Source organism: Bradyrhizobium sp. AUGA SZCCT0176 (genome assembly GCF_018130145.1).
Taxonomy (GTDB): Bacteria; Pseudomonadota; Alphaproteobacteria; order Rhizobiales; family Xanthobacteraceae; genus Bradyrhizobium.
On record NZ_JAFCMB010000016.1, the window covers coordinates 101,964 to 127,562 of the forward strand.

The 25,599-nt window shown below is 61.9% G+C and carries 36 protein-coding genes and 1 pseudogene; 15 read left to right on the forward strand and 22 right to left on the reverse strand.

Annotated features, from left to right (window positions below; genetic code table 11):
- Positions 1 to 20: 20 nt before the first annotated feature.
- From JQ600_RS28170 to JQ600_RS28185, 4 genes are all read right to left on the reverse strand, one after another.
- Positions 21 to 299, reverse strand: coding sequence for a DUF1488 domain-containing protein (locus JQ600_RS28170; RefSeq protein ID WP_192740012.1), 279 nt, complete (start codon positions 297 to 299; stop codon positions 21 to 23).
- A gap of 48 nt (positions 300 to 347) precedes the next feature.
- Entirely contained in the window at positions 348 to 536 is a 189-nt protein-coding gene (locus JQ600_RS28175; protein WP_212390040.1) for a hypothetical protein, read from the reverse strand.
- Positions 537 to 621: 85 nt separating this feature from the next.
- The gene (locus JQ600_RS28180; RefSeq protein WP_212390041.1) at positions 622 to 921 is read right to left on the reverse strand and encodes a hypothetical protein; all 300 of its coding nucleotides are present in this window, start codon (positions 919 to 921) and stop codon (positions 622 to 624) included.
- A complete protein-coding gene (locus tag JQ600_RS28185; RefSeq protein ID WP_192739933.1) occupies positions 918 to 1,184 on the reverse strand; it encodes a hypothetical protein in 267 nt (88 codons plus the stop codon). The genes JQ600_RS28180 and JQ600_RS28185 overlap by 4 nt, the downstream gene beginning before the upstream one ends.
- Positions 1,185 to 1,375: 191 nt before the next feature.
- Here JQ600_RS28185 and JQ600_RS28190 point away from each other — a divergent pair, with 191 nt between their 5' ends.
- The 4 genes from JQ600_RS28190 (at position 1,376) to JQ600_RS28205 (ending at position 3,495) form a co-directional block, all read left to right on the forward strand.
- Entirely contained in the window at positions 1,376 to 2,185 is an 810-nt protein-coding gene (locus JQ600_RS28190) for a transglutaminase family protein (protein WP_212390042.1), read from the forward strand.
- Positions 2,182 to 2,373, forward strand: a complete 192-nt coding sequence (locus JQ600_RS28195; protein ID WP_192739931.1) for a hypothetical protein — start codon at positions 2,182 to 2,184, stop codon at positions 2,371 to 2,373. Before JQ600_RS28190 ends, JQ600_RS28195 begins: the two co-directional genes overlap by 4 nt.
- 199 nt (positions 2,374 to 2,572) lie before the next feature.
- Positions 2,573 to 2,977: a DUF4864 domain-containing protein gene (locus JQ600_RS28200; protein ID WP_212390043.1), complete on the forward strand. Its 405-nt coding sequence runs from the start codon at positions 2,573 to 2,575 to the stop codon at positions 2,975 to 2,977.
- A 140-nt stretch (positions 2,978 to 3,117) separates the two neighbouring features.
- On the forward strand, positions 3,118 to 3,495 hold the full coding sequence (locus JQ600_RS28205) for a rhodanese-like domain-containing protein (RefSeq protein ID WP_212000484.1): 378 nt from the start codon (positions 3,118 to 3,120) through the stop codon (positions 3,493 to 3,495).
- Between the two features lie 154 nt (positions 3,496 to 3,649).
- Here JQ600_RS28205 and JQ600_RS28210 read toward each other — a convergent pair whose 3' ends face one another.
- Together JQ600_RS28210 and JQ600_RS28215 are read right to left on the reverse strand one after the other, a co-directional pair.
- The gene (locus JQ600_RS28210) at positions 3,650 to 4,885 is read right to left on the reverse strand and encodes an MFS transporter (protein WP_312011055.1); all 1,236 of its coding nucleotides are present in this window, start codon (positions 4,883 to 4,885) and stop codon (positions 3,650 to 3,652) included.
- A 209-nt stretch (positions 4,886 to 5,094) separates the two neighbouring features.
- Entirely contained in the window at positions 5,095 to 6,651 is a 1,557-nt protein-coding gene (locus JQ600_RS28215; RefSeq protein WP_312011057.1) for an amidase family protein, read from the reverse strand.
- On the opposite strand from JQ600_RS28215, the gene JQ600_RS28220 reads away from it, so the two are divergent.
- Together JQ600_RS28220 and JQ600_RS28225 are read left to right on the forward strand one after the other, a co-directional pair.
- Positions 6,542 to 7,339, forward strand: a complete 798-nt coding sequence (locus JQ600_RS28220; protein WP_312011058.1) for a hypothetical protein — start codon at positions 6,542 to 6,544, stop codon at positions 7,337 to 7,339. The two genes, JQ600_RS28215 and JQ600_RS28220, sit on opposite strands and share 110 nt — an antisense overlap.
- Positions 7,340 to 7,563: 224 nt before the next feature.
- Positions 7,564 to 8,790, forward strand: a complete 1,227-nt coding sequence (locus tag JQ600_RS28225) for an SMP-30/gluconolactonase/LRE family protein (RefSeq protein WP_212266020.1) — start codon at positions 7,564 to 7,566, stop codon at positions 8,788 to 8,790.
- A gap of 402 nt (positions 8,791 to 9,192) precedes the next feature.
- Here the strand turns inward: JQ600_RS28225 and JQ600_RS28230 are convergent, their stop codons facing one another.
- From JQ600_RS28230 to JQ600_RS28240, 3 genes are all read right to left on the reverse strand, one after another.
- Positions 9,193 to 9,447 carry a DUF3551 domain-containing protein gene (locus tag JQ600_RS28230; protein WP_212390049.1) on the reverse strand — a complete coding sequence of 85 codons (255 nt, stop codon included), beginning with the start codon at positions 9,445 to 9,447 and terminating at the stop codon, positions 9,193 to 9,195.
- 144 nt (positions 9,448 to 9,591) lie between these two features.
- Positions 9,592 to 9,774, reverse strand: coding sequence for a hypothetical protein (locus JQ600_RS28235; RefSeq protein WP_212390051.1), 183 nt, complete (start codon positions 9,772 to 9,774; stop codon positions 9,592 to 9,594).
- 45 nt (positions 9,775 to 9,819) lie between these two features.
- The gene (locus tag JQ600_RS28240; RefSeq protein WP_212266017.1) at positions 9,820 to 9,987 is read right to left on the reverse strand and encodes a hypothetical protein; all 168 of its coding nucleotides are present in this window, start codon (positions 9,985 to 9,987) and stop codon (positions 9,820 to 9,822) included.
- A gap of 235 nt (positions 9,988 to 10,222) precedes the next feature.
- Between JQ600_RS28240 and JQ600_RS28245 the strand changes: the two genes are divergently transcribed.
- Together JQ600_RS28245 and JQ600_RS28250 are read left to right on the forward strand one after the other, a co-directional pair.
- On the forward strand, positions 10,223 to 10,402 hold the full coding sequence (locus JQ600_RS28245; protein ID WP_212266016.1) for a hypothetical protein: 180 nt from the start codon (positions 10,223 to 10,225) through the stop codon (positions 10,400 to 10,402).
- Between the two features lie 191 nt (positions 10,403 to 10,593).
- The gene (locus JQ600_RS28250) at positions 10,594 to 11,598 is read left to right on the forward strand and encodes a dihydrodipicolinate synthase family protein (RefSeq protein ID WP_212390052.1); all 1,005 of its coding nucleotides are present in this window, start codon (positions 10,594 to 10,596) and stop codon (positions 11,596 to 11,598) included.
- Between the two features lie 10 nt (positions 11,599 to 11,608).
- Here the strand turns inward: JQ600_RS28250 and JQ600_RS28255 are convergent, their stop codons facing one another.
- A complete protein-coding gene (locus tag JQ600_RS28255; protein WP_249136127.1) occupies positions 11,609 to 12,712 on the reverse strand; it encodes a SecDF P1 head subdomain-containing protein in 1,104 nt (367 codons plus the stop codon).
- 138 nt (positions 12,713 to 12,850) lie between these two features.
- On the opposite strand from JQ600_RS28255, the gene JQ600_RS28260 reads away from it, so the two are divergent.
- Positions 12,851 to 14,056, forward strand: coding sequence for an amidohydrolase family protein (locus tag JQ600_RS28260; RefSeq protein ID WP_212490178.1), 1,206 nt, complete (start codon positions 12,851 to 12,853; stop codon positions 14,054 to 14,056).
- 33 nt (positions 14,057 to 14,089) lie between these two features.
- Here the strand turns inward: JQ600_RS28260 and tenA are convergent, their stop codons facing one another.
- Positions 14,090 to 14,758: a thiaminase II gene (gene tenA / locus JQ600_RS28265; protein WP_212390056.1), complete on the reverse strand. Its 669-nt coding sequence runs from the start codon at positions 14,756 to 14,758 to the stop codon at positions 14,090 to 14,092.
- 225 nt (positions 14,759 to 14,983) lie between these two features.
- On the opposite strand from tenA, the gene JQ600_RS28270 reads away from it, so the two are divergent.
- Positions 14,984 to 15,208 (forward strand): hypothetical protein, encoded by a 225-nt coding sequence (locus JQ600_RS28270; protein WP_212390058.1) that lies wholly within the window; start codon positions 14,984 to 14,986, stop codon positions 15,206 to 15,208.
- Between the two features lie 132 nt (positions 15,209 to 15,340).
- Here the strand turns inward: JQ600_RS28270 and JQ600_RS28275 are convergent, their stop codons facing one another.
- Entirely contained in the window at positions 15,341 to 15,526 is a 186-nt protein-coding gene (locus tag JQ600_RS28275; RefSeq protein WP_212266011.1) for a hypothetical protein, read from the reverse strand.
- Between the two features lie 95 nt (positions 15,527 to 15,621).
- The gene (locus tag JQ600_RS28280; protein ID WP_249136128.1) at positions 15,622 to 16,077 is read right to left on the reverse strand and encodes a GNAT family N-acetyltransferase; all 456 of its coding nucleotides are present in this window, start codon (positions 16,075 to 16,077) and stop codon (positions 15,622 to 15,624) included.
- 296 nt (positions 16,078 to 16,373) lie between these two features.
- On the opposite strand from JQ600_RS28280, the gene JQ600_RS28285 reads away from it, so the two are divergent.
- Positions 16,374 to 17,684, forward strand: coding sequence for a TadE/TadG family type IV pilus assembly protein (locus JQ600_RS28285; RefSeq protein ID WP_312017268.1), 1,311 nt, complete (start codon positions 16,374 to 16,376; stop codon positions 17,682 to 17,684).
- Here JQ600_RS28285 and JQ600_RS37655 read toward each other — a convergent pair.
- From JQ600_RS37655 to JQ600_RS28300, 3 genes and pseudogenes are all read right to left on the reverse strand, one after another.
- Positions 17,681 to 17,945, reverse strand: a pseudogene (locus JQ600_RS37655) (transposase); the annotation flags it as partial. The gene JQ600_RS28285 and the pseudogene JQ600_RS37655 sit on opposite strands and share 4 nt — an antisense overlap.
- A 29-nt stretch (positions 17,946 to 17,974) precedes the next feature.
- Positions 17,975 to 18,721, reverse strand: coding sequence for an alpha/beta fold hydrolase (locus JQ600_RS28295; RefSeq protein ID WP_212390062.1), 747 nt, complete (start codon positions 18,719 to 18,721; stop codon positions 17,975 to 17,977).
- A 380-nt stretch (positions 18,722 to 19,101) separates the two neighbouring features.
- Positions 19,102 to 19,365 carry a DUF3551 domain-containing protein gene (locus JQ600_RS28300; protein WP_192739909.1) on the reverse strand — a complete coding sequence of 88 codons (264 nt, stop codon included), beginning with the start codon at positions 19,363 to 19,365 and terminating at the stop codon, positions 19,102 to 19,104.
- A 422-nt stretch (positions 19,366 to 19,787) separates the two neighbouring features.
- Between JQ600_RS28300 and JQ600_RS28305 the strand changes: the two genes are divergently transcribed.
- Together JQ600_RS28305 and JQ600_RS28310 are read left to right on the forward strand one after the other, a co-directional pair.
- Positions 19,788 to 19,937: a hypothetical protein gene (locus tag JQ600_RS28305; RefSeq protein ID WP_212390064.1), complete on the forward strand. Its 150-nt coding sequence runs from the start codon at positions 19,788 to 19,790 to the stop codon at positions 19,935 to 19,937.
- Positions 19,938 to 19,980: 43 nt separating this feature from the next.
- Positions 19,981 to 20,247: a DUF3551 domain-containing protein gene (locus tag JQ600_RS28310; RefSeq protein WP_212266009.1), complete on the forward strand. Its 267-nt coding sequence runs from the start codon at positions 19,981 to 19,983 to the stop codon at positions 20,245 to 20,247.
- A 31-nt stretch (positions 20,248 to 20,278) separates the two neighbouring features.
- Here the strand turns inward: JQ600_RS28310 and JQ600_RS28315 are convergent, their stop codons facing one another.
- Entirely contained in the window at positions 20,279 to 20,458 is a 180-nt protein-coding gene (locus JQ600_RS28315; RefSeq protein WP_212266008.1) for a hypothetical protein, read from the reverse strand.
- A gap of 227 nt (positions 20,459 to 20,685) precedes the next feature.
- Positions 20,686 to 20,925: a DUF6894 family protein gene (locus JQ600_RS28320; protein WP_212266007.1), complete on the reverse strand. Its 240-nt coding sequence runs from the start codon at positions 20,923 to 20,925 to the stop codon at positions 20,686 to 20,688.
- Between the two features lie 272 nt (positions 20,926 to 21,197).
- Between JQ600_RS28320 and JQ600_RS37660 the strand changes: the two genes are divergently transcribed.
- Entirely contained in the window at positions 21,198 to 21,389 is a 192-nt protein-coding gene (locus JQ600_RS37660) for a DUF6894 family protein (RefSeq protein ID WP_409363318.1), read from the forward strand.
- An 88-nt stretch (positions 21,390 to 21,477) separates the two neighbouring features.
- On the opposite strand, the gene JQ600_RS28325 is transcribed toward JQ600_RS37660, so the two are convergent.
- The 3 genes from JQ600_RS28325 to JQ600_RS28335 all read right to left on the reverse strand — a co-directional run bounded on the left by JQ600_RS28325 (position 21,478) and on the right by JQ600_RS28335 (position 23,659).
- Positions 21,478 to 21,687, reverse strand: coding sequence for a hypothetical protein (locus JQ600_RS28325; RefSeq protein WP_212266005.1), 210 nt, complete (start codon positions 21,685 to 21,687; stop codon positions 21,478 to 21,480).
- A gap of 219 nt (positions 21,688 to 21,906) precedes the next feature.
- Positions 21,907 to 22,602, reverse strand: coding sequence for a Crp/Fnr family transcriptional regulator (locus JQ600_RS28330; protein WP_212390066.1), 696 nt, complete (start codon positions 22,600 to 22,602; stop codon positions 21,907 to 21,909).
- A gap of 694 nt (positions 22,603 to 23,296) precedes the next feature.
- Positions 23,297 to 23,659, reverse strand: coding sequence for a hypothetical protein (locus JQ600_RS28335; RefSeq protein ID WP_212266002.1), 363 nt, complete (start codon positions 23,657 to 23,659; stop codon positions 23,297 to 23,299).
- A gap of 133 nt (positions 23,660 to 23,792) precedes the next feature.
- On the opposite strand from JQ600_RS28335, the gene JQ600_RS28340 reads away from it, so the two are divergent.
- Positions 23,793 to 23,981 (forward strand): hypothetical protein, encoded by a 189-nt coding sequence (locus JQ600_RS28340; protein WP_212002287.1) that lies wholly within the window; start codon positions 23,793 to 23,795, stop codon positions 23,979 to 23,981.
- Between the two features lie 121 nt (positions 23,982 to 24,102).
- Here JQ600_RS28340 and JQ600_RS28345 read toward each other — a convergent pair whose 3' ends face one another.
- Positions 24,103 to 24,489, reverse strand: a complete 387-nt coding sequence (locus tag JQ600_RS28345; protein WP_212266001.1) for a response regulator — start codon at positions 24,487 to 24,489, stop codon at positions 24,103 to 24,105.
- Between the last annotated feature and the right edge of the window lie 1,110 nt (positions 24,490 to 25,599).

The window sequence follows — 25,599 nt, forward strand, 5'->3', positions numbered from 1 at the left end:
CCGCGTCGCGGCCTCGGCCATCAGCCGCGAAAGTCGATGCTGCGCAGGATGATGCCGGGAGGCGTGCCCTCGAACTCCCGCGCCTGGAACTTGCGCGAGGCGCATTGTTCGATCCGGTCGCGCAGCCGGACGAACTGCTCTTCACGCCGTTCCGGCGCCGTCCGCGAAACACGCTCAAGATCGTCCATCGCCGACGCACTGACGGCGCAGGGGACTTCCCTGCCGTCGTCCATCATGGAAAACTTCAGCACCATGCGATCATATTCGTAGCCCCCGATGCTGCCACGCGCGAGCGTCATCGGGCGGTTCTCAAAGGTCGGAACAACCGTACCATCGATTTCTCCCACTCAACCCACCATCGTCTTCTTCTTGACCGGCGGGGGATTGATTTCGGCAATCCTGCGCAGGCAGTCGGCTTCGGAATCATGCGGGCCCGAAACGAAGGTGCCGCTGACCTTGGTCGAGTACCAGCCGGACACGACACCGAGGCGAAGCGATTCTTCTGTCTTGACGTGACGGGGCGAGAGATTTTTCATCAGATACTTTCAGTTTGGCCGTTCGATCTTGCGTCGAACACGCTGGATAAAGTCTTGGTTGGTCGAAGCCGCTTGTTCGTTTTGTTCAGACATCATCGCCGGAGAGCCGGGTGAGATCCGCAAGCACCGCGCTCACGAGGTCGCGGTGATGCGTGTCTGATGGCGCGAGGCTGGCCGAATAGAGGTTGAGCACGTAACGCGCCTTGGCCACCGCCTCGGACCACGAGGCGGCCGGTACGGCCAGGAGCTGGATCTCGACCACGCCCTGCTTGTCGCGCAGCAGTTTCGCGTTGGCCTCGACGTCGGCGAGCACGCGGCGGATGTCGGTTGCCTTCTGCGCCGCCATGCCGCGATGCTTGTCGAGCTCGATCGGGATCTCAGTCACTTGGGCGCGCTCGCGTCGATCCGCTGCGCATCGGACAGATCGACTGAACTGATCGAAATCATTTCCATCGAAGATCGGTGCGGCGCCGCTGCAGGGACCATGATCATGGTGGCGACACGCCGGAAGCACGGGAACGACAGCCCTTCGATCATCTCCTCATCGGTGACGACTTCGTAAGCGCCGGGCGCGAGTTGGCGATCAATTCCCTTGATGCGGAACGGGTGCCTGAAATGAATCGTTTCCCGTCGCGAGCGCATCGTCATGGCAACAGACCTCGTCTGCGCACGGAACCATCGGATTGTTCGGACATCGGCGTAGCGTGCGCGCTTTTGCGGCAATTAGCTATCGTTTTCTCTGTCGAGAGGCGCATTTGGTTGAATAAAGCAGCAAAAGCCTTGTATTCGGTGGTTTCGTAGCCATTTCAAGCAGGTATTCAGCCAAGAAAGTATTTCGAATGAAGCTGCGCGTCGGATTCGAAATGCTTTACGATTTCCCGCAGCCGACACCCATGATCATGGTGCTGGGCACTCATTTCACGCGCGCCTCCGACGTCATCGTGCCGGACTTCCTGACCACCACGCCTGCGGTCGAGATCACCCCCTATCGCGACATGTTCGGCAATTGGTGCAGCCGCATGGTGGCGCCGGCAGGCCGCCTCCGTCTTGCCGCCGATGGCGTCGTTCGCGACTCCGGCCTGCCCGATCCGATGTTCGCCTCGGCGGTCCAGCACGCGGTCGAGGATCTGCCTGCGGACACATTGGTGTATCTGCTCGGCAGCCGCTATTGCGAGACCGACCGCCTTTCGGACATTGCCTGGCAGTTGTTCGAGAAGACGCCGCCGGGCTGGGCGCGGGTGCAGGCGATCTGCGACTTCGTGCATCGCCACATCGCGTTCGGCTACGAGCACGCCCGCGCCACCAAGACGGCGTGGGAAGCCTATAGCGAAGGCAAGGGCGTCTGCCGCGACTATGCTCATCTGGCCATCACGTTCTGCCGCTGCATGAACATTCCGGCGCGCTATTGCACCGGCTATCTCAGCGACATCGGCACGCCCAAGCCCTGGGCCGTGGGGGATTTCGCCGGCTGGTTCGAAGCCTATATCGGCGGGCGCTGGCACATGTTCGATCCGCGCAACAACGTGCCGCGGATCGGCCGCGTCCTGATTGCACAGGGGCGCGATGCCTCCGACGTGCCTATCACCCAGACCTTCGGCCCGAACACGCTGGCGAGCTTCAAGGTGTGGACCGACGAGGTCGCCGCATGAGCGAACCACACCCTGCCCTCAGCGCCGACGAATTCGCCTCCTTGCGCGAAGTCAGCAAGGGGGATGCGCAGCGTGAAATTCCCCAGTTGCACTGGGAACGGCTGGTCGGCCTCGGCTACGCAGTGCGGCGGCTCGGCGAACTCGGCTTGACCGCGTCCGGCCTGCGGCGCCTGGCGAGCGGCCAATAGCCACCTCAATCCCTGGAGCCGCTTGCACCGCTGGCGAGATGGATGCAACTTTCGGCCGACTTGGCCGTAACTCGCTGCATCAGAGCGTTTTCAAGCGAAGTGGAGACCGGTTCGCGTTAAGAAAACGCGTCAAATCAAGAATCTGGAGCCCGTTACGATTTCATCGAAACGGAAGAGGCTCTAGCCAGGGAACACCCGCATGCGCGCTCTTGCTCTGCTTGTCGTTTTCCTGATCGGATTTGGATCGCCGGCCTTCGCCGACGATGTCGCCGCCGCGCAAAGCGTGATCCGCGCGCAGGAGCAGGCTTTTGGCCGCGACGATTCCGCCGCCGCCTATTCTCACGCGGCGCCGTCGATCCAGCAGATTTTTCCGGAAGCCGATATCTTCATGCAGATGGTCCGGCAGGCCTATCCGCCGGTCTACCGCCACAAGAGTTTTGAATTCGGCGAAGCCCGCGCGGCGGGTGGCCGGATTGCCCAGCGCGTCCACATCATCGATGCCAATGGCGAGGCATGGGAGGCGTTGTATACGCTGGAGCAGCAGCCCGACGGCAGCTTCAAGATCACGGGCTGCTCGCTGTTGAAGGCGGGCCAGGCGGTGTGAGACATACGTTGCGACAGAGGGCCGCACCAGGCCTCGACATCGGAATTCGCACGCAGTCCTTTGCCATTGCAACCGCCGGAGGTTTGCGCCTTACTCGCCGCAATGGACGCAACCGCGTCTTGATCCCGGAGGAAACAAAAATGAAAACAGTACAGACGATGCTGGCCGAGGCCGAAGCCGAGGTGCCGCGTATCAGTCCGGATGAAGCGAAGAAACTGGTTGGCCGGGCTGACGTGCTGTTTCTCGACGTCCGTGAACCCGCCGAGGTCGCAGCATCGGGCAAGGTCCCGGGCGCGCTCGCCATTCCGCGAGGACTTGTGGAATTTCGTGCCGATCCAGCTTCCGCGCTACACGACGCGGCGTTCGATCGATCCAAGACGGTGGTCGCCTACTGCGCATCCGGCGGGCGCTCGGCGCTGGTCGGCAAGACCCTGAAAGACATGGGATACAATAACGTCCGCAACCTTGGCGGCTTCAAGGGCTGGCTGGAGGCCGGCGGCGAAGTCGAGAAGGGATAATCGGCACGAGCATGATCCGGACCCGCAGGGCCGCGTTAGCGCAAAGCGGGCACCGGTTTTCCCTCGCGACAAACGCGGAACGCGTTTTGCGCGGAGATCATGCTCACACAATAAGATGGAGCGGGATGACGGTTCGAAGAAACGTCATCCCGATCTAGGCCATCGCCATTCGCTGCCGCGCACGCATCAACAGCAGCACCATGATGGCGATGTTGACCAGGTTCCAGGCGACGCCGTTGGTAAACGCGGCGGCGTAAGAGCCGGTGGCGTCGAAGATCACGCCGGAAATCCACCCCCCGAACGACATGCCGAACACCGAAGCCAGGATCACGAACCCGACGCGTGTAGCTGCCTCCGAAGCCGGCATCGTCTCGCGCACGATGATGGCGTAGCTCGGCACGATGCCGCCCTGGAACAGCCCGAACATCGCGGAGATCAAATAGAGCGAGGTCAGGCCGTCGAAGAACAGATAAAACAGCAGCGCAGTGCCTTGCGCCACCGAGCCGATCAGGAGCGTCGGGATGCCGCCGATCTTGTCGGCCAGGAAACCAGAGCCGATGCGGCTGATGATGCCAAGGCCCAGCATCAGTGACAGCATTTCGGCGCCGCGCGCCACGCCATAGCCGAGATCGCTGCAATAGGCGACGATGTGAACCTGCGGCATCGACATCGCCACGCAGCAGGAGATGCTGGCGAGCCCCAGGATCACGGTGAGCGCATTGGTCGACAGCTTCAGGTCGAGACGCGGCGGCAGCGCGTTGGCGTGGCTGCGGCGCACCCCTGCGCCCATCAGAACGCGCAAACCGATCAGCGCCAGCGTCATCGCCACGGCGGTGAAGATACCGACGGCGATATGGGTGGTGCGCCAGTCGTAGGTCTGCATGCCCCAGTTCACCAGCGACGGCCAGACCGCGCCGCCGATGTAGTTGCCGCTGGCGGCGATCGCGACCGCCAGCCCGCGGTAGCGCTCGAACCAGTGCGAGGCTTCCGCCATCAGCGGGCCGAAGGTTGCCGCCGAAGAAAGCCCGATGGCAAAATGCACGAGAATGTACGGCCAGATCGACCATGACATGCCGGCGACGATATAGCCGAGGCCCAGAATGCTGATGCCAAGCCCGATCGCGGTGACGATACCGTAGCGGTCGGATATTTTGCCGGTTATCACCTGGCCCAAACCGAAACCGAGCATCATCATGGTGAAGGCCAGTGACGCCGTGCCCCTGGTGGCGCCAAAATCCTGCTGCACCACCGGCAGCGCGACCACCACCGACCACATGCCGACGCTGCCGAGCGAGCCGATCAGCACGGCCACGGCAAGCCGGGCCCAGGCTCGGCGCGAGTCGGGAACGAACAGTTCGGAATCTCGAATGAATTCAGAAGAAATGACCACGGCGGGCGCAACTTCTAGCGCAATTGCCTAGAGGTCAAGCCACAATGGCGCGATATTGGGCATGCAGATGTGGAGGGGGTGGTAAAAAGCGCCACCCCAACACGCGCGCCAGAGCCCGTTCCGATGGAATCGGCACGGGCTCTGGATTCTCGTCTTGACGCGTTTTCTTGACGCGAACCGGTGTCCACTTCGCTGGAAAACGCTCTAGCTCACGCCATCTGCTGCCACAATTTTTGCACCAGCACGCCGGCGCGTTTCTCGATCGACGCCGCGGCATCCAGCGCCAGATCCTCGCGATAGCGTCCGGCGATCAGTTGCACGCCGATCGGCTTGCCCTCGTGCAGCGCGACGGGCACCACCGCGGACGGCAGGCCCAGTACATTGATCGCGGAAATGAACCGCAAATCGTTGAAGAACATCTCGGCCACGCGTTCCAGGCTGGTCGTATCCGCGCGCGGCCCGGGCGTCGGCATGACCGTCGTCGGCGCCAGCACGACCGGATAATCCTCAAAGAAGGCTTGCCAGGCGCGAATATGACCGCTGCGCGCGGCTGTCGCACGCATCCAGCCCGGCAGATCGAGCGTGTTCGCCTTTAGCTTGATGCCGCCCCACGCCGTGTGGAAATGCTCCGAGGCTACCGCCAGCATCCCGGCTTCCTGCAGCACGGCGACTTCATTGACGATGATGTCGCACCAGGTCTGCCAGACGCCATTGATATCAGGGACCTCGACTTCGCTGACGCGATAGCCCCCGCGCTCCAGATGGTCGGCGGCCTGCTTCAGCGCCGCGCGCACCGATGGATCGACGTTCATGTCGGCGGGCAGTTTCGCCAGCGCGACCTTGATCGGCCCCTTCGGCTTCGGACCCGCCAGCGGCGCCGGGACCCACCAGGGATCACGCGGATCGCGCTGGCACATCACTTCAAGGCCGAGCCTGACATCGCCGACGCTGCGCGCCAGCGGTCCCTGCGCCGACATCAGATGCGCGAGCATCGGCCGCTCGGCTGTGGCGCTTTGATTGAAGGCGGGGATACGGCCTTGCGTCGGCTTGATGGTGGCGACGCCGTTGCAATGCGCCGGCCAGCGCAGCGAGCCGCCGATGTCGTTGCCGTGTGCGATCGTGCCGATGCCGGCCGCGACCGCCGAGCCGGCGCCGCCTGATGACCCGCCGCAGGTGATCTCGGGATCCCATGGGTTGAGCGTCAGCCCGTGCAGCGGATTGTCCGTGAAGCCGCGGAACGAGAATTCGGGCGTGTTGGTCAGCCCCAGCACAACAGCGCCGGCCTTCCGGAGATTGCGCACCACAGGCGCGTCTGATGGTGCGATGATGTTCATTTGCGAAGGCACGCCATTGGGATTGGGCCTGCCTTCGTAATCGACATTTTCCTTGATCGTGATCGGCACGCCATGCAGCAGGCCTAGTTCGCCGCCTTTCGCACGCGCCTGGTCCGCCGCCCTGGCAGCCTTGAGCGCTTCGTCGGAGAGATCGACCACAACCGCGTTGAGCTTTGGATTGACCGCGCGCATCCGCGCGACGTGAGCCTCCGTAACCTCGACCGAAGAAATCGCGCCGGACCGGATGGCTGCCGCAGTCTCCAGCGCCGACCATTGCCAGACCGGCCCCTTGGGCGTGGCCGGCTTGCGCGAAGGAGCGCGCTTGGCCTTTGCTTTCCCGGTCTTCCTGGCCGCCTTCGCGGCCTTGCTGGCGCGGACAGAAGTTTTTTTGGTCGGTTTTTTCGCGGGCGTCTTTTTCGAAGCGCGCTTCACAACTCTCTTCACAACTCTCTTGGCCAATTCGGTTCTCCTCCAATTGCGCGGCGGAGGTTATGGGCCGAGAGGCCGCGTGTCGAGGCTTGCGCGGCCGACCAACGAGCTTCGCCAATCGATTGATTCAAAAGCGATCGATGCGAACAGGCGCGGTGCAATCGCAAAATGCGCCGGGAGGCTGAACGGCGATCGAACGGGAAAGGCGCATTTCCATCGGCATTTCCGTGATCCGGATCACTTTTTCGAAGGCGCGGATCGTTCAGGCTGCGCGCGGGCTCGGGGCCACCGCCCGGCCGCTTCTAACGGTTTCGTGAGCAGCAATAGTGAAGCAGCTCACGATTGCCGCCGCGCGTCTCGACTTACAAAAGCCAATGCAACGTGGGAGCTGAACATGCCAAGAGACTTAACGAGAGTCCTGCGCCATGATGTCACTCAGCGTACACATAATGATTGGGCGATCGCTATCCCTGTTGGATTGGTGATCGCGGGCCTGCTGGGCTTCGTCGCCTTTTATCCGAAGCCAGCACATGTATCCAAAGCCGGACAGGCTGAAACCGTGGGCATGGTCGCCGCGAAGCCGGAGCCAGTCCCCGCTGCAAGGAAGCCGGTCCGCTACGAAGCGACCATCGAAAACTGGAAACGCTACCGCGCGGCAACCAAACCTGCCGGGAATCCTCCGGCGGATTGAGCCCTCCTGATCTGCGAGCGGACCAGCGGAGCGCCAGCATCCTGGCGAACCGCCCGGCGCGCCGCCGCCTTCCGACGGACAGAGATCAACAGGGTAAGCCATCTTGCACTGCATCCTTCAGCCCCGGGCTGCGCCGAAAGGTGCTCGCAACCGAGGCCGGGCCGGCATAGCCTTGCACCCGCTTGGCCGGATCAACCGGCCGGCGCATATCCTGGGAGGAAGTGATGACACGCGACGTGCAGCGCGATCCGCAATCCATGATTTCACGACGAACGCTCGTCCACGGCCTGGCGCTCGCCGCCGGGGCCACCGTGGCGGGGGCCGGCACCGCGCTGGCCCAGCAGGGCGGCGCGGTGGGGCCGCCATCCGTGGTCACCACCCCGCCGCGCGATTTCAGTCCCCGAGGCGCGCCGACCACCTATTTCTGGGACCCCGATATCATCGCGGTCGATCCGTCGTTCAACGACCTCGCCCAGCCCAACGCGCCAATCCAGCGTCTCCATACCGGACTGCTGTGGGCCGAAGGCCCGGCCTGGAGTTCGCAGGGCCGCTATCTCCTGTGGAGCGACATTCCCAATAATCGCCAGATGCGATGGACCGAGGATGACGGCCGCGTCAGCGTATTCCGCACCCCGTCCAACAATTCCAACGGCAACTCGTTCGACTTCCAGGGCCGGCAGCTGTCCTGCGAGCACCTCACCCGCCGGGTGGTGCGCTACGAGCACGACGGCACCGCGACCGTGCTCGCCGATAATTTCGGCGGCAAGAAACTCAACTCGCCGAACGACGTCGTCGCCCATCCCGATGGCAGCTACTGGTTCACCGACCCGCCCTATGGCGGCCAGCTCTATGAGGGCGAACCGGACGTTGCGGGCGGCCCCAGCAATCCTGCCGGCAAGCTCAACCCTCGGATCGGCCAGCCGGCCGGCTTCGTGCCTGGCAAGCGCGAGCTGCCGACCAATTGCTATCGCATCGACCCCTCAGGCCGCGTCGACCTGGTCGTGACCGAGGAGCAGGTGCCCGATCCCAACGGCCTGTGTTTCTCGCCCGATTACAAGAAGCTCTACGTCGCCAGCACCGGCAAGGGGCCCGGCGATACCGGGCCGGGCGGCAAGGGCGACATGTTCGTGTTCGATGTCGGCACCGACAACAAACTGTCGAACCACAAGCGGTTCAGCGACTTCATGGTAGATGGCGTCAAATGCGGACCGGACGGCGTGCGCTGCGACGTCAACGGCAATGTCTGGGCTTCCAGCAATGCCGGCCGCGCCGTCGGCTATAGCGGCGTGACGATATGGTCACCGGACGGCAAGTTGATCGGCCGGATCCGCCTGCCCGAAGTGTGCGGCAACGTCTGTTTCGGCGGGCCGAAGCGGAACCGCCTGTTCATGGCCGCGAGCCAGTCGCTCTACGCCGTGTACACCGCAACCCAGGGCGCCGGCCCGGGCTGAGCCGTTCGGCACCGCGCGAAACAGCGCAAGGAGAAGCCGGCGCAACCCGCCGGCTTCTTCATGCCGCACAGTCCTCGACTTCATCTTGTCTCGACATTTCTTGTCTCAAGAAATCTTTGGGGATGCTCACGGCTGTGCGCGACCATGCGCATGCGTGGGGTCTCCGCAGTCATACGGAGGCAAATTGTGGCTCCATTGTGCAATAGTGAACAGACGCCCCAGCGTATTTCGCTATCAATGTCTGAGTTTCATCACGAAAGAATTTTCAAACTAGGGCCCGGCCGGTGTGCCGGGCTTTTGCATATTCGCCTTCGTTCCGCTGGTGGGTCAGGCGCTACGCCCTGCCCGTCGCCCGGTCAGATGCCGCGCCCCAATAGCAGGGCGGATCGAACCCAACAGTCCTCAATAGTCGCGGCGAGGCTTTTTAGTGCGCTTTCCGCCCTCGTAATAGGGATTGACGACGCATTGTGCGGCGCGGCCGGATGCCGACATATTGCACTGTGGGATCGAGGTGTAGCCGCATTCGAAGTAGAAATCGTTCCGGCCTGTGTAGACCTGAAGGCAGACGGGATATTTCGGATCATAGGTCTGGGCGTGCGCCGACGGCGCTGCCACAGCCGCCGCAATCGCCAACGCGGCCAACATCAGAATGCGCATCAGAACTCCTTCGACGGCAAAACTACCCTCTGCCGGGATAATCCCGCGCGGGTGCCGGTAGTTCCTCTCGGACAAGCCGCGCATGCCCGATCCGGAAACCCCGACGCTACGAACCCCGCTGCAGGCCAGGCTTACTTGTCGAGATTACTTGCCGATATTTCTGATGATTGTGCTGGTCGTATCGTTCATGGCGCGGAGCATGGTGGTGGTCAGCTGCACGGCCATATGCCGCTGAGCCATCATGCTTTGCAGACTGATCATATCCAGCTCGCCGCCACACACCCGGTCGAGCTCGGTTGCTGACAATTCGTGCACAAGATTAGCCATGTTGTTTCCCCCAACTGGATGTACCGGCCGGTACTAAACGTTCGATCAGCGGATCGGGAAGATGTCCTTCCACGGGGTCGGCTGCAGCGGCTTCGGGAACAGCACTTTCAGGATGTCGGGAAAACGGATGCAGCCACCTTCGATCACGCCGCCGGCCACGATCTCCAGTTCCTCGATCGCCAGTTCACGGTTTTCGGTATTGCGCTTGGTCATCACATTTCTCCATCGGTTAAGAATGAGGTGAAGAGCGTTAGTGCTCGTCATGACGCAACACTAGGCTTGCCGATCGCGGATCACCGTGACGATCGTCACATGAGCCGGAATGACCGGTGCGGATGAGGCCGATGCTTCAAACCGTGACTTACCTCACGGCACGTCGCTCGCGCGAACCTAGCCTGCCCTGTCTGACGATGCGGATGGTCCCTTCGTCCCACGACAGGAGACAGACATGGAATCCGGGCAAATCAAAACCAGACCGCTCAGGGAAACCGAACTCGACACGATCGCGGGCGGCCGGACTTGTAACCACGGTCCGCCCAGGATGGAAGTGAGCATACCGTTCGGCGGCCAGGTGCTGGTGATCTGGGCGACCTCCACCTGCTCCGGCACCTACTGGTACGTGAAGTAATGCGCAGGCCGGCTCCTTTGGCGGCCCAACTTCCCGCTGATTGTCCGTCCGCGACAATGATGGCGCGCCAGAACCGCCGCGCTTTCGCGGACGCGTGGCCGCGTTGTTGATCGCGACTGGTTCGCGTCTCGTGGCCGTGATAGTTATTGCGAAACGGTCAAGTTTGAAAAAAAACATGACGGGAGATCGCCATGGCTTACTCCAAAGAGGCTTACCCCAAAGAGGCCCACTTCAAAGCGGCGCGCTTCAAGGACTTCGTACCCCAGGGGGTGATCCCCGCGGTGCTGCTGCCGTTCCACGACGATCTCGCCATCGACGAGTCGAGCTTCCGCAGCCATCTGCGTGACGTCGCTGCTGTCGAGGGCCTGTCGGCAGTAACGATCAATGCGCATTCGACCGAAGTGGCCTCGTGCACATCCGATGAGCAGAGCCGGGTGCTTGACATCGCAGGCGACGAGATCGGCGATCGGCTGCCGTTGATCCACGGCATCTGGGCGGACGGCAGCCTCGAGGCGGCGCGGATCGCAAAGCGCGCGCAGGCCGGCGGCGCTTCGGCGCTGCTGGTGTTTCCGCCGGCGCCCTTCACGCTCGGCCAGACCGCTGACATGGCGCTCGCGCACTTCAGCACAATCGCGGCGGCCTCCGATCTGCCGCTGATCGTCTTCCAGTATCCGCTGGCGACCGGGCAAGGTTATCCCGCGGCGACGCTGACCCGCCTGCTCGACGAAATCCCCACCATCCGCGCCATCAAGGACTGGTCGCAAAGCGTGCCGCAGCACGAGGCGCATGTAAGGATGCTGCAATCGCGAAAGCAGCCGGTCACCGTGCTCTCCACCAACAGCGCCTGGCTCTTGAGTTCGCTGGTGCTCGGCTGCAACGGACTATTGTCGGGAAGCGGCAGCGTGATCGCCGATCTGCAGGCCCGGCTGTTCCGCGCGGTCGAAGCCTGCGACCTTGCCGAGGCGCGGCGGCTGAACGATCGCATCCATCCGCTGATGGCTGTGTTCTACGCCGATCCCTTTGTCGACATGCACAACCGCATGAAGGAGGCGCTGGTTCTTCTCGGCCGCCTGCCGCGCGCCGTGGTGCGGCCGCCATTGGTCAAGATCAGCGAGCCGGAGATCGCGCGGATTCGCGAGGCGCTGGTGGCTGCAGGTCTGCTCGATGAATCCGGAAAGCGGCGCGAAGCTGCCTGACGTGGTCTCGCTACTGTTTGCCGGCGGTCGCGACCGCTTCGACGACCTGCTGATCGACGACGCTCAGGCGCCCCGGCAGCGCCCCTGAACGTACCAGCATCGCGACGTTGTTGGCGTCTTCGATCGTAAAGTTGCCCGATATGATCGCCGAGCCGCCGGTGATCGGCTCGCTGATGATCGACTCCGACAGCACCTGGTCGTCAACGACGATCGCGAACGGCTTTGTGATATTCTCCTGCGTGATGGTGGCGAAGCGCCGGGCGCCGCGCGCATTCAAGCGGAACGACGCGATCGGCTGCTGCGTCCGCGGGTCGATCAAGGGCGACGCGTCGATGATATCGTCGCCTTCCATTGCGACCTCCTTCAGGACCACAGAAGGCTCCCTGGTCTTGAAGTGGTAAAGAATTTCGGATGTCGGTGGCAGCGGACCTTTCTGAGCCAGCGCGGCGATCACGGACACATCGACCAGGCGAAACGTCACCCGCCCTCGCTTGCCGAGCAGCGCGCTCACGCGTTCGGGATCCCTGACGCCCGGCAGCAGCACACGAAGCCGGTCGGCCCCGTCGGGCTGCTGGCTGGCGTCCCTGATGCCTGCGTTGCGCAGGCGTTGGTCGATCATCTCGCCGGATTGCCTGACCAGTTCGCGCAGGCGCTCGGCGAACCCGGCCTCCGTCGGCATCAGGCGGATCAGCCCGTCACCGCTGTCGGCGACGCTGATCGTCTGTGCGCTGTAAGGCAATTCTTTCGTGGATGGCACCAGCTTGGCCAGCACGCGTTGCCGGTCCTTGGGCTCGGCAATCCGGACCTCGACGCCGCCGTCGCGCATCGCCAGACCGGAAAACGGAATGCGCCCTTCCCGCACGGTCCGATACAAATCATCGCGCAGCTCCGTCACGACTGCTTCGCGCAACGCGGCGCTATCGACCTTGAACAGAATCTTGGAGCCGCCTTGCCTGGCCAGCGCCTGCTCGGCATTGGCCGCAATCGTCGCGCGCATCTTGTCGACCGCCTGCGCGTCATCGGACGTCGCGCGCGGCGCGGCCACCGCCGAACACGCGGCGGACGCCAGCATGAAGGCGACGATAAACCCTGCCTTCTTGCCTCGCGCGTACATGGTCTCAGCATCCTCTCATCCGGCGGCACGGATGTGCCAGTCCTTTAGTGCCGGAGGGGCGCGCCGAGGTTCAAAGCCCTTGCCAAAGGCCCAGGGCCAATATGAACTCCCGTAGCTACTCAGGCTGGGAGACGTCGCGTGAGCCCGATCGATACGCTGTTCACCAACGCAAAATTCGCTGACGGTTCGCTCAATGATGTCGCCGTTGCGAACGGACGCATCAGCTCCGTTTCGAGGCCGGGAACCCAAATCTCCGTGGGTGCGCCGACACGCGATCTCGGCGGCGCGCTAATCGTTCCCGGGTTTGTCGAAGGACACATCCACCTCGACACCAGCTTCTACCGCGACGACTGGAAGCCCCACAAGCCCTATACCAACGGCTTCAATGTCCATGAACGCGTCGCCTTTCAGGCGCAAAATTTCGCCGAAGCCGCTCCCGTGGAAGTCCGCGCCCGAAATCAGCTCGAGCTTTGCATCGGCCATGGTTCGACGCATATGCGCAGCCATGTCACGGTGGACGGCACCATCGGGCTCAGATCGCTGGAGAAGATTCTGGCGGTGCGCGAAGCCTACCGGAATATCATCGATATCCAGCTCGTCGCGTTCCCGCAGAGCGGCATCCTGCAAAGCCCCGGGACAGCTGAACTGCTCGATGAAGCGGTGGCGATGGGCGCTGATCTCGTCGGCGGCATAGATCCCGCAAGCTTTGATCGCGATGTCGAAAAGCATCTCGACATCGTATTCGGTGTTGCCGAGAAACGTGGCGTCGGCGTCGACATACATCTTCACGATAATGGCACGCTCGGAATCTTCGAAATCGAACAGATTGCGGCGCGGTCGCGCGCGCTCGGCATGGGCGGCCTTGTCGCAATCAGCCACGCCTATGCGCTCGGCGATGTCGCCACGGACATCGCCAAACGCACGGCCGACGTTCTGGCGGAAAGCGACGTTGCGATCATGACCAACGCGCCTGGACGCCGGCCCTTTCCGCCCGTCGCCCTTCTGCGCGAGGCCGGCGTCACGGTATTCGGCGGCAGCGACAATATCCGGGACTCCTGGTGGCCTTACGGCGATGGCGACATGCTGGGCCGCGCCAACATGATCGGCTACCGCTCCGGCTTCAACACCGACGACGAATTGGGGATCGCCTTTGACGTCGTGACCAGGGCCGGCGCGAAAGCGCTGCGGCTTAAGGGCTATGGGCTTGAGGTCGGCGACAAGGCCGATTTCGTGACCTTGAATGCGCAACATGTGCCGGAGGCAGTGGTGGCGATCCCGCGCGGGCGATCGGTCTACAAGAATGGAAAACTTGTGGCTCGCGATGGCATGCTGGCCCGATCGTAAGCCTGCCGCGACCCCGGACCTGCTAGCGACCTATCAAGACTTGCCCACGCGCCAGCCCATTTCCCAGAAGTCGGCTTCGAGCCGGGTTGCTTCCTTGAAGGTCGCGATCAGCTCGGCCTCGCGGGCCGGCGTCGCGTAGCGATCGGCAAGGGATTCCAGATGCGCCCGCGCGTTCGCCGCAACTTCCTGATAGGGCGCACCGGCATATTCGGCGATCCAGACACGATATGGGTTGGTTGCGAGCAGCGCGTTCGGGTGCGCGACGAGCCTGGTTGCGATCTCGGCGTAGCCGATCACGCAAGGCGCCAGCGCCACCTTGAGCGACAGCAGGTCGCCGCGCATCCCGGCGTCGAGCACATAGCGGGTATAGGCCAGCATCTCGACCGCCGGAGGGGCTTGTTCGAGATCGCCGGGCGACAGCCCCCAGCCGGCGCAAAGTTTGACGTGCAGGTCCATCTCGACGTCGAGAATCGCCGAAAGGCCGGCCGCCGCCTCGCGCATGTCCGCCAGCTGAGGCGCCTTGTAGACCGCGAGCGCGTAGGCGCGCGCAAACTCGATCAGGAACAGATAATCCTGAACGAGATAGTGACGAAACGCCGCCTCGGCGAGCGAGCCGTCCGCCATGGCGTTCGTAAAGGCATGCTCGGTGTAGGCGCGCCACTCGGCGGATGCTGCGGTCTTCAATCGCTCGAAGAAACTCATGATCTTTCGCTGGGCTGGCTTTTCAACGGATGGCTTGTCGGTGATAACAGACCACTGCGGCCCGGGACAATGCCCGCTCTGCGCAGAAGCATTTCATAGCCGGATGGAGCACGACGGCAGCTTGAATGCTGCTGCGACGTTTCGCGGATCAGCCAGCGCTGCCGGCGCTGGAACCCCGCGGCCTGGACGGCGTTGACGTGTATGGCAACCGTTTTGCGAAAACCCGTGATCATTGCCGCGATTGTCGCGGCCGTCTCGATTACCACCATCATCCTGGTAGATCACACCAACCTGATCATTGACCGACGGCCACCCCAGACGCCTCCCGGCACGACATTCAATACGGTGAATGACGCCGGCGCGACGGTTAATCCGACCCGGCCTGAATCTGCGATCAAGCCGACGCCGCCCGGCCCGGCACCGGTTCAGCCGGCCATCCCGGCCAAGTAGCCGACAGCCCCGCTGGTGCGCAAAAAAACCGATGGTGGTTGCCGGCAATCGCCTGCGAGTCGATGAATTCAGGATATCGGGCCGCGCCTTGCGCGGGACCCGTTGGCTAATCCGGCCGCCGGCCCTACCGGGTCACTTGGCGTAGCCCTGGGATCGCAGCCACGCGACCTTGCGGTTTCCGTTCATCCAGTCGTCGGCATCTGCCTTGCTGGTCAGCCCGGTGATCTCGCGTTGTTCGCTGCCAGGATAATCTGCCTGGATAGTCCAGTCGTCATCTGCGATCCGGACGGTCTTGAAGGTCACTTTTGCTTTTGCCATGAGACATTATGCACCATCCGGAGGGGACTGTGTGAGGTTTCTGAGGATTGAAACCAGCGCGCGGGCAATGAAAAAGGCCGCCAACCGAGGCGGCCTTATCGTTCCAGCACATAGACCGTCTGGTTATGCTCCCCCACCCCGTGCTCGATGGGGTCCATCCCATCCGCGTGTAGAATGCCAATCGCTCCGGCGATGAGCACAGATAGGCGCGCGGGAAGCCGCGTTCGAAACAGCATTGCGCCGCATGCCCGCACCAGCGCGCGTCCAACCTCTTGCCGCCTGTGCTCCGGCTCAACCCACACGGCGGCTACCCACGGCGCGTACTGCCTGCGTTCGGGAAGATCGCACGCGATGCCCAGTGTCGACCCCAGATACCGATCTCCGTCCGCCGCGACGACAGCAAAGGAGATGGGATCGCCCTTCATCATATCGAGCAAGCCGTTCGATACCGTGGAGTATGGGTGGCCGGAGGGGTCCCACCAGGCACGCCACACCCGGTCAGCGACGGTATTGAAGAACTCAGGCCGCTCCCGCAGGTCAAATATCTGCAAATGACGTCCCCCGACAAGGACGGCGAAATTTCTAGCCAGGACACTCCCGAAATCAATTTGGGCCACCGGGGGCAGACACGGACGTCGCCCAGGACGGACCGGCGACAGCTTGATCCGCCTGCCCAAATTGAAAGCATAACGGCAACAATTCCGTAGAAGTACGGAAATCGCGCACCGCCAAAGCAGCGCCTTGCGGGAAATCGCGGGGATCGTTCAATGGAACTTTAGTGTTTGCCGTCTATCAAGCCCGGCACCGACCATTACCGGCTGACATAGATCCGAGGGCGAGCCCAACCGTGCATCTTCAATTTTTTCGGGCTCTGGCCAACGTTGCCAATTCGACGAGGATCGGCGCGATCGAGTGCGTCGCCCGCTTTGGAAAAAACAGCTCGGGCAATATCGCGGTCCTGTTCGGGATTGTCCTGGTGCCCCTGCTGATCGCCGTCGGCTGCGCCATCGACTATTCGGTGGCGAACAATCAGCGCACCAAGATGCAGTCGGCGCTCGATGCCGCGATCCTGGCCGGCTCGATCGCCGGCAAACAAGCGCTCGATTCCGGCGCCAGCAGCACCGCGGCGATTGCGGCAGCCAATGCCGCTGCCGCCAATTTCTTCTCCGCCAATATGACATCGGGCATCTCGGCCAGCATCAGTACCACCTTCACGATGAACGGCCTCACGCTTGCAGGAAAGGGAACGGCGACGGGCACCGTTTCCAACTCCTTCATGAAGGTGGCCGGCCATCCGACCACGCAATTGTCGACGGCCTCGCAGTCGAGCTCGACGGCCCAACCTTACCTGAACGTCTACCTCCTGATCGACATCTCCGCATCGATGCTGTTGCCCTCGACCAGTGCGGGCATCACGCAGATGATGAACGGCCAGGGCGGCTGCGCGCTGGCCTGTCATGACAAGGCCAACGGCACCGATTCATATGCCTGGGCCCTGAACAAGGGAATCGAATTGCGCTACCAGGTCGTCAATCAGGGCGTCCAGAATCTGCTGACACACCTCAACAGCAATTCCAGCCTGAAATCCCACGTCAAGGTCGGGCTGTGGTCGTTCGACGACAACCTGACGCAACTGACGGCTCCGACCTACACCTATTCGATGGTATCCGGCAATTTCCCGGCGCCTGCGCTTGCCAACACCGACGCATCGGCGGCAACGCCCTTCAACAGCCTGATATCGAAATTCATCAGCGATGTCGGCCCCGCCGGTGACGGCAGCTCAGCGTCGAGTCCGCTGAAAATGGTGATCATTGCCACCGACGGCGTCAACGATCCGACACGGGCGTGGGTCTCGGAGCCATCGCTTCGATCCCAGGTCAAGGTGTTCGATACGGCCTTCTGCAGCACGTTCAAGAGCAAGGGCGTCACCGTTGCGATCATCAATACGCCCTATTACCCGATGACCTGGGACTGGGGTTACAACGCGACGCTCGGCCAGCCCGGCAGCCTCGGCGGCGCGACCCGCGTCGACGATATTCCGATCGCCTTGTCGGCGTGCGCGGGCAAGTATTTTACGGTGGCGTCGGACGTCGCCTCGATCCAATCGGCGTTCACAAAGCTTTTTGTGGCGGCGTCGCCGATACGGCTGACGAACTAGCGCGTGGACTCATAAGCGCGGAGCCATAGCCTGATTGACGCAAGTTGCACGAAGGCAAGGAAGTTGGCAGCCAGCTCGTCGTAGCGCGCCGCAACCCGACGGCATTGCTTGATCGGGTTGAAGAAACGCTCGATCCGGTTGCGCCGCGGTAGAGATAAGGGCTGCAGCAGATCGGATCGTTGCGATTGCGTTTTGGCGGGATGTTGGCCCATGCGCCTCGCCTATGGCGAGCCCCCTGATCCAATCGGCGTCATAGCCACGTCGGCAAGCAACGTTGATAAAGACCTGACCTAGCTGAGGTTTGCCAAGAACGCGTTTATCGCATCCGCTCCTTGTTTGGGCTGCTGGCACATCCACCAATGACCCGCTCCTTCCAGCACTGCGACTTTTGCGCCGGCGCGCTCGGCAGAACGGCGCGCGAGCGTTTCTCCGCCAACAAAGGTATCTTCCGTAGCGATAATCGCTAGGCCGGGTTTGGCAACGGCTCGCGGCAAGCTCGCACCGAGATCGCGCATCACCGGTTGAGCGGCTGATCTGTACAGCGACAAAATCGCTCGACCCAGGTCCGCGTTCGCACCTGCGATCACTTTCTGAGCGATTGCTCTGGTCATGCCCAGGCTCACGTACCGCTCGACTCGGGCCTCTGCCGGCATGCTGGCCATCTGTGCAAGCGCCTGCTCGCCGATTTCTGCCGTCTGCCAAGCCTGTGCCATGTCGTGCCAGACGTAATCAGGGTCGAAGGCGCCCAAAATATCACTTGCCCAGGACCGTATCAGATCTGGACGGTCCATCGCGATGCGGATGACATGTCCGCCACCCCAATCATGTCCCACAAGATCGATGGGTTGTGCCAACTTTCCAAGTTCGACGGCGAGCCAGTCGCGATAAGCGTCGGTGGAACAGTCAAAGCCCGAAGGGATTGCGGAGCCAAACCCGGGTGGAGACAGACGAACAACGTCGTGGTTGCGCAAATGCGGGACTAGGTCGTCCCATACTGCCTCTGTTTCAGGATTTCCGTGAACGAAAACAATCGTCATCGCAGATCCCGCTTAAACAACGTTTTCGCAATGCCTGTGCGTACCGCCGTAACCTATCGCTTCGACGTTAATGCGGAAAGCGGGCTTCAAGGTGGTTTTTTGGTCGGGTCACGGTAAATTTGGGGTGGGCATGTCAGCTCATGGGCACTTCTCGGACATCCAGCATTGTCCGCTTTCTAGTCGCTATTGGTGGCATAGCGGACATCGGAAATTTATGAGTACGGCCTAACGCACCGGGCGGATGAGCTGGAGCACCATCGCCGTTCGAACCCAAGACAGGATAGCGGACTGCGCCGCCATCTGTTCATCGGGCCGCGCCTTGCGCGACCCGTCGGGCTCTTTCCGCCCTATGGCCCTGGCCGAAACAGGCAGCGCGCAGATCAGTACCGGTCGTAGTAACGGCCGCGCGGATAGTAGGCGTAAGCGTGCATGGGGTTGATGCCGCAATAGGCGTCGGTCCCGTACGCGGTCGCCATGCACTGCTGGTAGCTGGAGAACTGGCAATTGCCGGGATAGCCCCACTGGCGGCCTTGCAGGCAATAGCGATCCTGGATGCGCTCGGCTGCGGGTGCTGGCGACATCGATCCGACGACGGTCAAGGCTGAAACGGCTGCCAGAATGGCAAGGGAAACATTGCGGCGCATGGTCGAAACTCCTCGAATTGCTGTGAATTGCTTTCGATAGATAGACGGGCCAACCCCTCCAAAAGTTCAAACCCCCGGGGCGGATTAATTCCTGGTCATGTTCGGGGCGTTCATGACGTGGCTGGTCGCTGCCGGCGGATGATATCTGTTGTTGGGGTGCATCGCCGCCACAGCGAGCAGGGCGAGAAGCCGACTATCTTGCGCATCGTCCCGCTCGGTGTTTGGCGAGGAGCTCGCCGTTGATCTGGAGCGAGTGTGCCGAGGCTGTTTTTGCAGGAATGTGATCGGAATCACAAAGGGCGCCCAACTGAAGCGGCCTTATCAGTGTTGATGCTCAAGCCTATCACCAAGCCTAATAACGAAGCCTTGTAACGAAGCCTCGGCCGCTCGGAACCTTCTGACCCATCACGGATTTTCACCCCATGTACCTGAAAAAGCCGGCAGGGATGACCGAGGCGGCTAAATTCGAGGGCGTGCGGCGGGAGAAGGCGCTAGTATTAGTGACCGTGTTGCGCGTCTGTGCCGTGCTTTGGCGGCAGACGTTTCGCTCCGGCAAGCGGGCTCAACAATAAACCCGCGAGGCTGTTCTGGTTGGCGACTTCGAGGGATGTTCCGATGCGCATTTTGGCTTTGGCGTTTCTGACGATTGGTCTGGTTACCGCAGCCGAACAAGCTCCGGCTCAGACCTATGACCCGGCGTTTCCAGTTTGTGCGCATGTCGTTCCACCGAGAGGCGGTTCTTTCGAAGATTGCACCTACTATACGATGGCCCAATGCGCGGCATCGGCTTCCGGCCGCGCTGCGCAGTGCCTCCTCAACCCGTTTTACGCTCATGCGGCAGCGCCGAGACAAAGCGAGCGGCGTTATCGCCGGGGCTACTGAGCCGGTCTGGCAGGCCCGTTGGCGGCCCTATTCATCGGCTGCCCGATTTTGAAAGGGCCCGGTCGACGGCCAGTACCACCTGCGTGATGGCCTCGCTGCGCGTTTTCGTTTCGCCGGTTTTGGTGGTGTGGTCGTCAAGCGTCACCGCCCATCGCCACGAATTGGGCTGATCGCCTTCGAAAACCAGATAATTCTTGCCGCGGTATTCCATCGGAAAAAATTCGATACTTGTCTGCAATCAATGCCGGTCGCGCTAATCTCTCAACATACCACGGTTCTGCATCCGGCCGCACGATGAAATTCGTGCGCCACAGCCGAACGGGTGGCCGCGCTGGCAGGCGCGAAGCTTTCAAGGCCATCAGGCCAGCCCCTGCCCTCCCTGGCAATGATGACGGGCCTGACAAGGCCCAATGAAAAGGCCGCAATGAGACGCTGGTTCTATTTCTCCCGCAGCGCTCGCGGCAGCGCGTCGTGCAGATGGACGGTATCCAGCACGTTTCCTGCCTCGTCCGCGATCAGAATCCTCATCGGCATGCCGTCGGCAGCGAGGACGATCCACTCGGCAAGCAATTCGCGCGCCGCCAGCAGCGCTTCCCGGCGCGCGGCTTCGAGGTCGGGCAGTTCGGTGCCGTCAGGATCGGTGTCCAGCTCATCGATGTGAAAATAATATCGCGGCATGCCGGTTTCTCAACCACCAAGGCGAACACGCTACTCAACCTACACATTCGCAATAGGTTGCTCTGTCGGTCAGCGAACAATGGCTACAGAGTCTTGCAAGTTTTCCGTCCCAACGTTGCTTAGCGAGCAGACCAACGGCGAAGGGGCAGTTAGCGTGCGGACATCATCGCCCGATTCCCCAGGTATATATCGGTGACAGAGCGACGCTCCCGCCTTCCCCGGAGCACAACTATGGCGCGGCATTATTTCCACTTGGCGAATGGCGCCACAACCTGGACCCGACCGGCCTTGACCTTGCGGATTTGGGCGCGGTCCAGGAGGAAGCCGTTCGCGCCGTCCGGGAGTTGCTGAACCTCGGCAAAACCGACGGCCTCTGGTCCGGCGATCCCTGGAAGGTGTGGGTCACGGACGGCCCCGACGGCACCGGGCGAACAATCCTCACCGTAGAACTCACGACCGGGTAACGCCACGCGCCGGGCACAGCCGGCCGGGCCGCCCGTTGCCTGCTATGCCGGCAGCTTTCTGTTACGCTGCAGGACGCGCGGTGCCCATTCACTTGCGCGATGCCAGCGCTGGCGACGACAGCCACCGGTTCATGCGTGAAGCTGTTTCAGCCTGTTGCGCCCGGCGCAAAAGCAGCTCCCGAGCCATGCTGCCGGCAGGTTGCTCTTCCGCCGCTTCCTTGAATCGCAGGGCCTCTTCCGCCAGCCGCTCCTCAAAAGTGGCCGTGTGCTTGACCCGCCTCCTCCTCGTCTGAGCCATGGCATTCTACCTCACAAAAACTGCCAATGCCCGATTTTATACCGCCGTCGCTCGGATCGTCTGCCCGGTTTCTGACATTTCAAACCCTCGCACCGCCCGGCCCGTTGCCGGCATTGGCTCGCCTGCGCGAGGCTTGCGACGTGTTGCGCTGGCATGGCATCGGGAAAATGGGACTGCGGTCAGGGCGCTGGAGGCGGCCGAACGAGGCGTGCTCTTTGATCAGCTGTCGAAGATGCGCGCGTAGTGAGAATTGACGGCTGCATCGCACTCGCACGCGCGCTGCTGAATCTTGGCAATGTCGAGGATGTGAACCCGGCCGCGCGAATAGGAGATCAATCCGGCGTCCTGTAATTTTCCCGCCACTGCCGTGACGCTGGTTCGGCGGACGCCGATCATTTGGGCGAGAAATTCCTGCGTCAACGGCATGTCGTCGCCGACGAGTTGTTGCATCCTCAGGAGCCATTTGCAGGTGCGGGAATAGACGTCATGAACCGCGTTGCACGCACAGGTCTGTTGCACCTGTGCGAGGAAGAACTGTTCATAGTGCATCAGCATCTTCCGAAGTTTAGGATTTTCCTGGGTGAGATCGCGCAGCCGATCGGCATCGACAACCGAAGCGGACCCTGCAACCAGCATCACGACATGGTTCAGGGAGATCTTGTGATCCATCGCGGGGCCTGCGCCGTACTGACCGTCCTTGCCGATCATGCCGGTTTCGATCCGCCCTCCGTTGGACAACTCGACGACGCAGGAAATGATGCCGCCATGCGGGAAGTATACCCTCTGGACATGCGCATGGGTTTCCGCGATCGCAAAACCGTGGCGCAGTTCTGCGATGGTGAGGTGCGGCTCGAGCTGCGCGAACGTGGCGCGATCGAGCCGGGACAGAAGTTGATTTTCGCGATGACCGCGCATGGCGCTCTCTCCGGAAAAGGCGGGAGCGCGACGAACTCTCAGTCACCGAAAGATGCCTAGGACGGCGCGGTGATAATGTCATCTAACCGACATTTACGGCCTTCGTCTGTCCTTTAGGCAACTTAACGGGCACGGGATGACGTCGACCGCTCAGGCCGAATAGGCCAGCGGTTCCGCTCTGGCCTGTTCGTGGGTTGTGAGAAGGATACGGTGGAGGCGCGCGGTCCTACAGCAACGCAAGCGCGATACCAAAGCACGCGATCAGCGTCGCGGTGCTCAGTGACATCACGACGAGAGCCTCTTCCTTGTGCTTTTCCAAATCGTCCATCCGGATTTTACGCCGACGGAGCGGCTTTGTTCCGCTGCCAGCCTATCGCGCGGAGTTTCATTTCCGGAACTCTTGGGGCGCATGTACCAAAGCGCATTTCGCGGCCCGACCCGAACACCAAAGGGCGGATGACGCCGGAGCCGGGACGAACTTCACGGGACCTGAGGCGGCCTAGCCGGACGATCTCGCCATGTGAGAAATGACGGCCTTCGCACTGCGGGAATAGTGCGAGCCATGGAAATGCTCGTCCACAAATTGGAGCACAAGGAGAGCAACGATCGTGGCCGCCAACACCCTCATTCGAATATCGTCGCGCCGGGGACTTAACGGCAAGTAAAGAGGCCGCCAACTGCGGCGGCCTCAACTTCATTCCACAAGCCCAAGATAGCGCTTTGCCATCGCCGCTTCGGTACGCAAGGCTGCGGCGCGATCTGCTCTTTCGATACGGATCATCTCATCCGCTGCGTGCTCACGTTCGCTTATTTCCGCAGCCAGGATCACCTGCAATTGCGCATGTCCGAGAGCGAGCCGATCAATTTCTGCCGTGCCCTCCTTGAACCGGTGCTGATCGGCAGCCTTCCGATCAGCGTCAAGCGGCGGCGCCTCGGCATTGTCGATTGCCGCAACCAGCGCCCGAATGAGCTTAACTTCATCGGTGCGCCCTTCTTTCATGGCGGCGCGCAGATCGTCACGCATTCTGGCTTTCAGGGCCTGCGCGTCCAGGGTCATTTCCGCATTTCCTTCCCGTGTTGAACGGAAATGCCATACAGCGCGTGGGACGGATTAGCGACAGGCCAAACTTCGGTAACGAAAAATTAACCCTGCTCGCGCCACCTTTTCATCAGATGGAGGACACCCAAGAATGCAGGTTTTCAGAATGACGCTGAGTGACGGTGCGAGGAAATTCCACATCGCCATCCAGGCACCGGATGCCGCCGCCGCGGAGACCAAAGCCGCCGATTGTTTCGATACTTCGAAGTGGCAGATTCTGAATATCAGGCGCGCCGGCGTGGTGGCGGCCAGGCCGGAACCGCAATCCGTCGCGGCTTGATCCGGCGGGAATGTGATCCGGCCCTGCCCGCCGCGTTCGCTCAACCGGCCGCTGCCTTGTCTTCCTTGTCGATACCGCGCGCCATGGATGCGCAGATCGGTCCGCTTCCGCGGCACATCGCCTACGACGGCGGCGTGCCGGTATTGAGCAGATTGGAAATGGCGGTCACAAGCTGCGCCGCGGCAAAGGGTTTGGCGAGCAGGACACTGTTGGGAACGCCCTTGGATGCCCACTCCCCTTCGTGAGTGCCGGTCACATAGATGACGGGCATCGCCGGATCGGCCTCTCTGGCAGCGCGAGCGACTTGCCATCCGTTCAGTCTTCCGAGCAGATTGATGTCGGTCACGACCGCCCGGTATTGAGTTTCATCACCCTGGAGAAGCGCAATGGCTTCCTCGCCGGATGTTGTGATGGCTGATTTGAACCCGCCGTCTGCAAGCGCATCTTCGACCATGGCCTGAATGAGCTGGTCGTCCTCGACGACCAGTATCGTAACCGCACGATCCACTTCAAACGCTCCCTGCTGCAGTGTTGCAGTCCTCCGGCAGGGCAAGTGACGCTGGAATGATTGGTTCCGAAATGATGTTCAAAAGTGCACATTGGACGCCGGGGGCTGCGTTAGGCGCGCAGGATCGGCGTTGGCTTCTGCAAGACAGGCCGTGGCTTGATCGACGCAGGCTTCGGGCGTCACCGTGGGGCCTGCAGGCCCGGTGACGCCAGCCATTCCTGCATGTGCGAAGCTGTCTCGGCCTGTCGGGCCCGACGAATGAGCTTGTCGCGCGCAACTCCCGGCGGGGTGCCTCGCGCTTCCTTGCGCAGGCGTTCTGCCTCTTCCGTCAAGCGTTGATCCAGCGGGGCGGTCTGTTTGAAACTGCGTCGCTGCATGGCGCTGCTCCATTCCTGAGGGAGGCGGGAGCGCAACCGGCGGTCCATCACCGATGGAAGCCACTGGCCGGGCGGTGATGCCACGACAATACGCTGCCGGTACTGTTAGTTCTGTCCACTTGTGCACACAGCGCAAATCAGTGCGTAAGGCGGCGGCAGCGCAATCCACCGTCCATAGACAAAAATGGCGATGACGCCTTCCGCCTTCTCCTTGAGATACGGCGGACAAGTCGGCTGGCCCTTGAATGCCCTTTCTTGATGTGGCCACAAATTTCTTATCGTTTACACCCTAACTGTCTGTCGCTTCCTCGGGAGGCTTGGGAAGATGAAGGCTGGAGAACCGGCGCATTGCCCTACCTGTCAAAGCGACATGACCCTGGTTCGCACGCAGCCAGATCAACCCGGATTCGAGCTGCAAACCTTGCACTGCCCGAGCTGCGATATCACGCATCGCTGGATGGTCAGGAAGCAAGCATCGCCGCCAAGCGGGTCCAGACTTGCCGGGAAGCGACCCAGGCCCAAAATCCTCGCGCGTTTCTGGAAGAAAAAATAAAGCGCGTCGGGCGTGTTAGCGACAACGTGATCCGCCGTCCGGGCTCGAAGCAACATGGCCCCGGCGCTAGTTCTTCAGGACATCGTCGCTTGTCGCTGCGTCAACGGAGTCTACAGCGGCCATTGCCTCTTCTGCTTCTTCACTTTGAACCTGCCGGAAGAGAGTCGTAAAGCTCTCGGC

What these genes read in the sequence shown, in the direction of transcription:
- JQ600_RS28205 (WP_212000484.1), top strand. Translation starts at nt 3,118, where the DNA reads ATGAAAACAGTACAGACGATGCTGGCCGAGGCCGAAGCCGAGGTGCCG.
- JQ600_RS28245 (WP_212266016.1), top strand. Translation starts at nt 10,223, where the DNA reads ATGGAATCCGGGCAAATCAAAACCAGACCGCTCAGGGAAACCGAACTC.
- JQ600_RS28305 (WP_212390064.1), top strand. Translation starts at nt 19,788, where the DNA reads ATGTACCTGAAAAAGCCGGCAGGGATGACCGAGGCGGCTAAATTCGAG.
- JQ600_RS28295 (WP_212390062.1), bottom strand. Translation starts at nt 18,721, where the DNA reads ATGACGATTGTTTTCGTTCACGGAAATCCTGAAACAGAGGCAGTATGG.
- JQ600_RS28170 (WP_192740012.1), bottom strand. Translation starts at nt 299, where the DNA reads ATGACGCTCGCGCGTGGCAGCATCGGGGGCTACGAATATGATCGCATG.
- JQ600_RS28185 (WP_192739933.1), bottom strand. Translation starts at nt 1,184, where the DNA reads ATGACGATGCGCTCGCGACGGGAAACGATTCATTTCAGGCACCCGTTC.
- JQ600_RS28200 (WP_212390043.1), top strand. Translation starts at nt 2,573, where the DNA reads ATGCGCGCTCTTGCTCTGCTTGTCGTTTTCCTGATCGGATTTGGATCG.
- JQ600_RS28230 (WP_212390049.1), bottom strand. Translation starts at nt 9,447, where the DNA reads ATGCGCATTCTGATGTTGGCCGCGTTGGCGATTGCGGCGGCTGTGGCA.
- JQ600_RS28340 (WP_212002287.1), top strand. Translation starts at nt 23,793, where the DNA reads ATGCAGGTTTTCAGAATGACGCTGAGTGACGGTGCGAGGAAATTCCAC.
- JQ600_RS28330 (WP_212390066.1), bottom strand. Translation starts at nt 22,602, where the DNA reads ATGCGCGGTCATCGCGAAAATCAACTTCTGTCCCGGCTCGATCGCGCC.
- JQ600_RS28310 (WP_212266009.1), top strand. Translation starts at nt 19,981, where the DNA reads ATGCGCATTTTGGCTTTGGCGTTTCTGACGATTGGTCTGGTTACCGCA.
- JQ600_RS28240 (WP_212266017.1), bottom strand. Translation starts at nt 9,987, where the DNA reads ATGACCAAGCGCAATACCGAAAACCGTGAACTGGCGATCGAGGAACTG.
- JQ600_RS28250 (WP_212390052.1), top strand. Translation starts at nt 10,594, where the DNA reads ATGGCTTACTCCAAAGAGGCTTACCCCAAAGAGGCCCACTTCAAAGCG.
- JQ600_RS28255 (WP_249136127.1), bottom strand. Translation starts at nt 12,712, where the DNA reads ATGTACGCGCGAGGCAAGAAGGCAGGGTTTATCGTCGCCTTCATGCTG.
- JQ600_RS28175 (WP_212390040.1), bottom strand. Translation starts at nt 536, where the DNA reads ATGAAAAATCTCTCGCCCCGTCACGTCAAGACAGAAGAATCGCTTCGC.
- JQ600_RS28275 (WP_212266011.1), bottom strand. Translation starts at nt 15,526, where the DNA reads ATGGCAAAAGCAAAAGTGACCTTCAAGACCGTCCGGATCGCAGATGAC.
- tenA (WP_212390056.1), bottom strand. Translation starts at nt 14,758, where the DNA reads ATGAGTTTCTTCGAGCGATTGAAGACCGCAGCATCCGCCGAGTGGCGC.
- JQ600_RS28320 (WP_212266007.1), bottom strand. Translation starts at nt 20,925, where the DNA reads ATGCCGCGATATTATTTTCACATCGATGAGCTGGACACCGATCCTGAC.
- JQ600_RS28235 (WP_212390051.1), bottom strand. Translation starts at nt 9,774, where the DNA reads ATGGCTAATCTTGTGCACGAATTGTCAGCAACCGAGCTCGACCGGGTG.
- JQ600_RS28190 (WP_212390042.1), top strand. Translation starts at nt 1,376, where the DNA reads ATGAAGCTGCGCGTCGGATTCGAAATGCTTTACGATTTCCCGCAGCCG.
- JQ600_RS28315 (WP_212266008.1), bottom strand. Translation starts at nt 20,458, where the DNA reads ATGGAATACCGCGGCAAGAATTATCTGGTTTTCGAAGGCGATCAGCCC.
- JQ600_RS28325 (WP_212266005.1), bottom strand. Translation starts at nt 21,687, where the DNA reads ATGGCTCAGACGAGGAGGAGGCGGGTCAAGCACACGGCCACTTTTGAG.
- JQ600_RS28195 (WP_192739931.1), top strand. Translation starts at nt 2,182, where the DNA reads ATGAGCGAACCACACCCTGCCCTCAGCGCCGACGAATTCGCCTCCTTG.
- JQ600_RS28225 (WP_212266020.1), top strand. Translation starts at nt 7,564, where the DNA reads ATGACACGCGACGTGCAGCGCGATCCGCAATCCATGATTTCACGACGA.
- JQ600_RS28300 (WP_192739909.1), bottom strand. Translation starts at nt 19,365, where the DNA reads ATGCGCCGCAATGTTTCCCTTGCCATTCTGGCAGCCGTTTCAGCCTTG.
- JQ600_RS28335 (WP_212266002.1), bottom strand. Translation starts at nt 23,659, where the DNA reads ATGACCCTGGACGCGCAGGCCCTGAAAGCCAGAATGCGTGACGATCTG.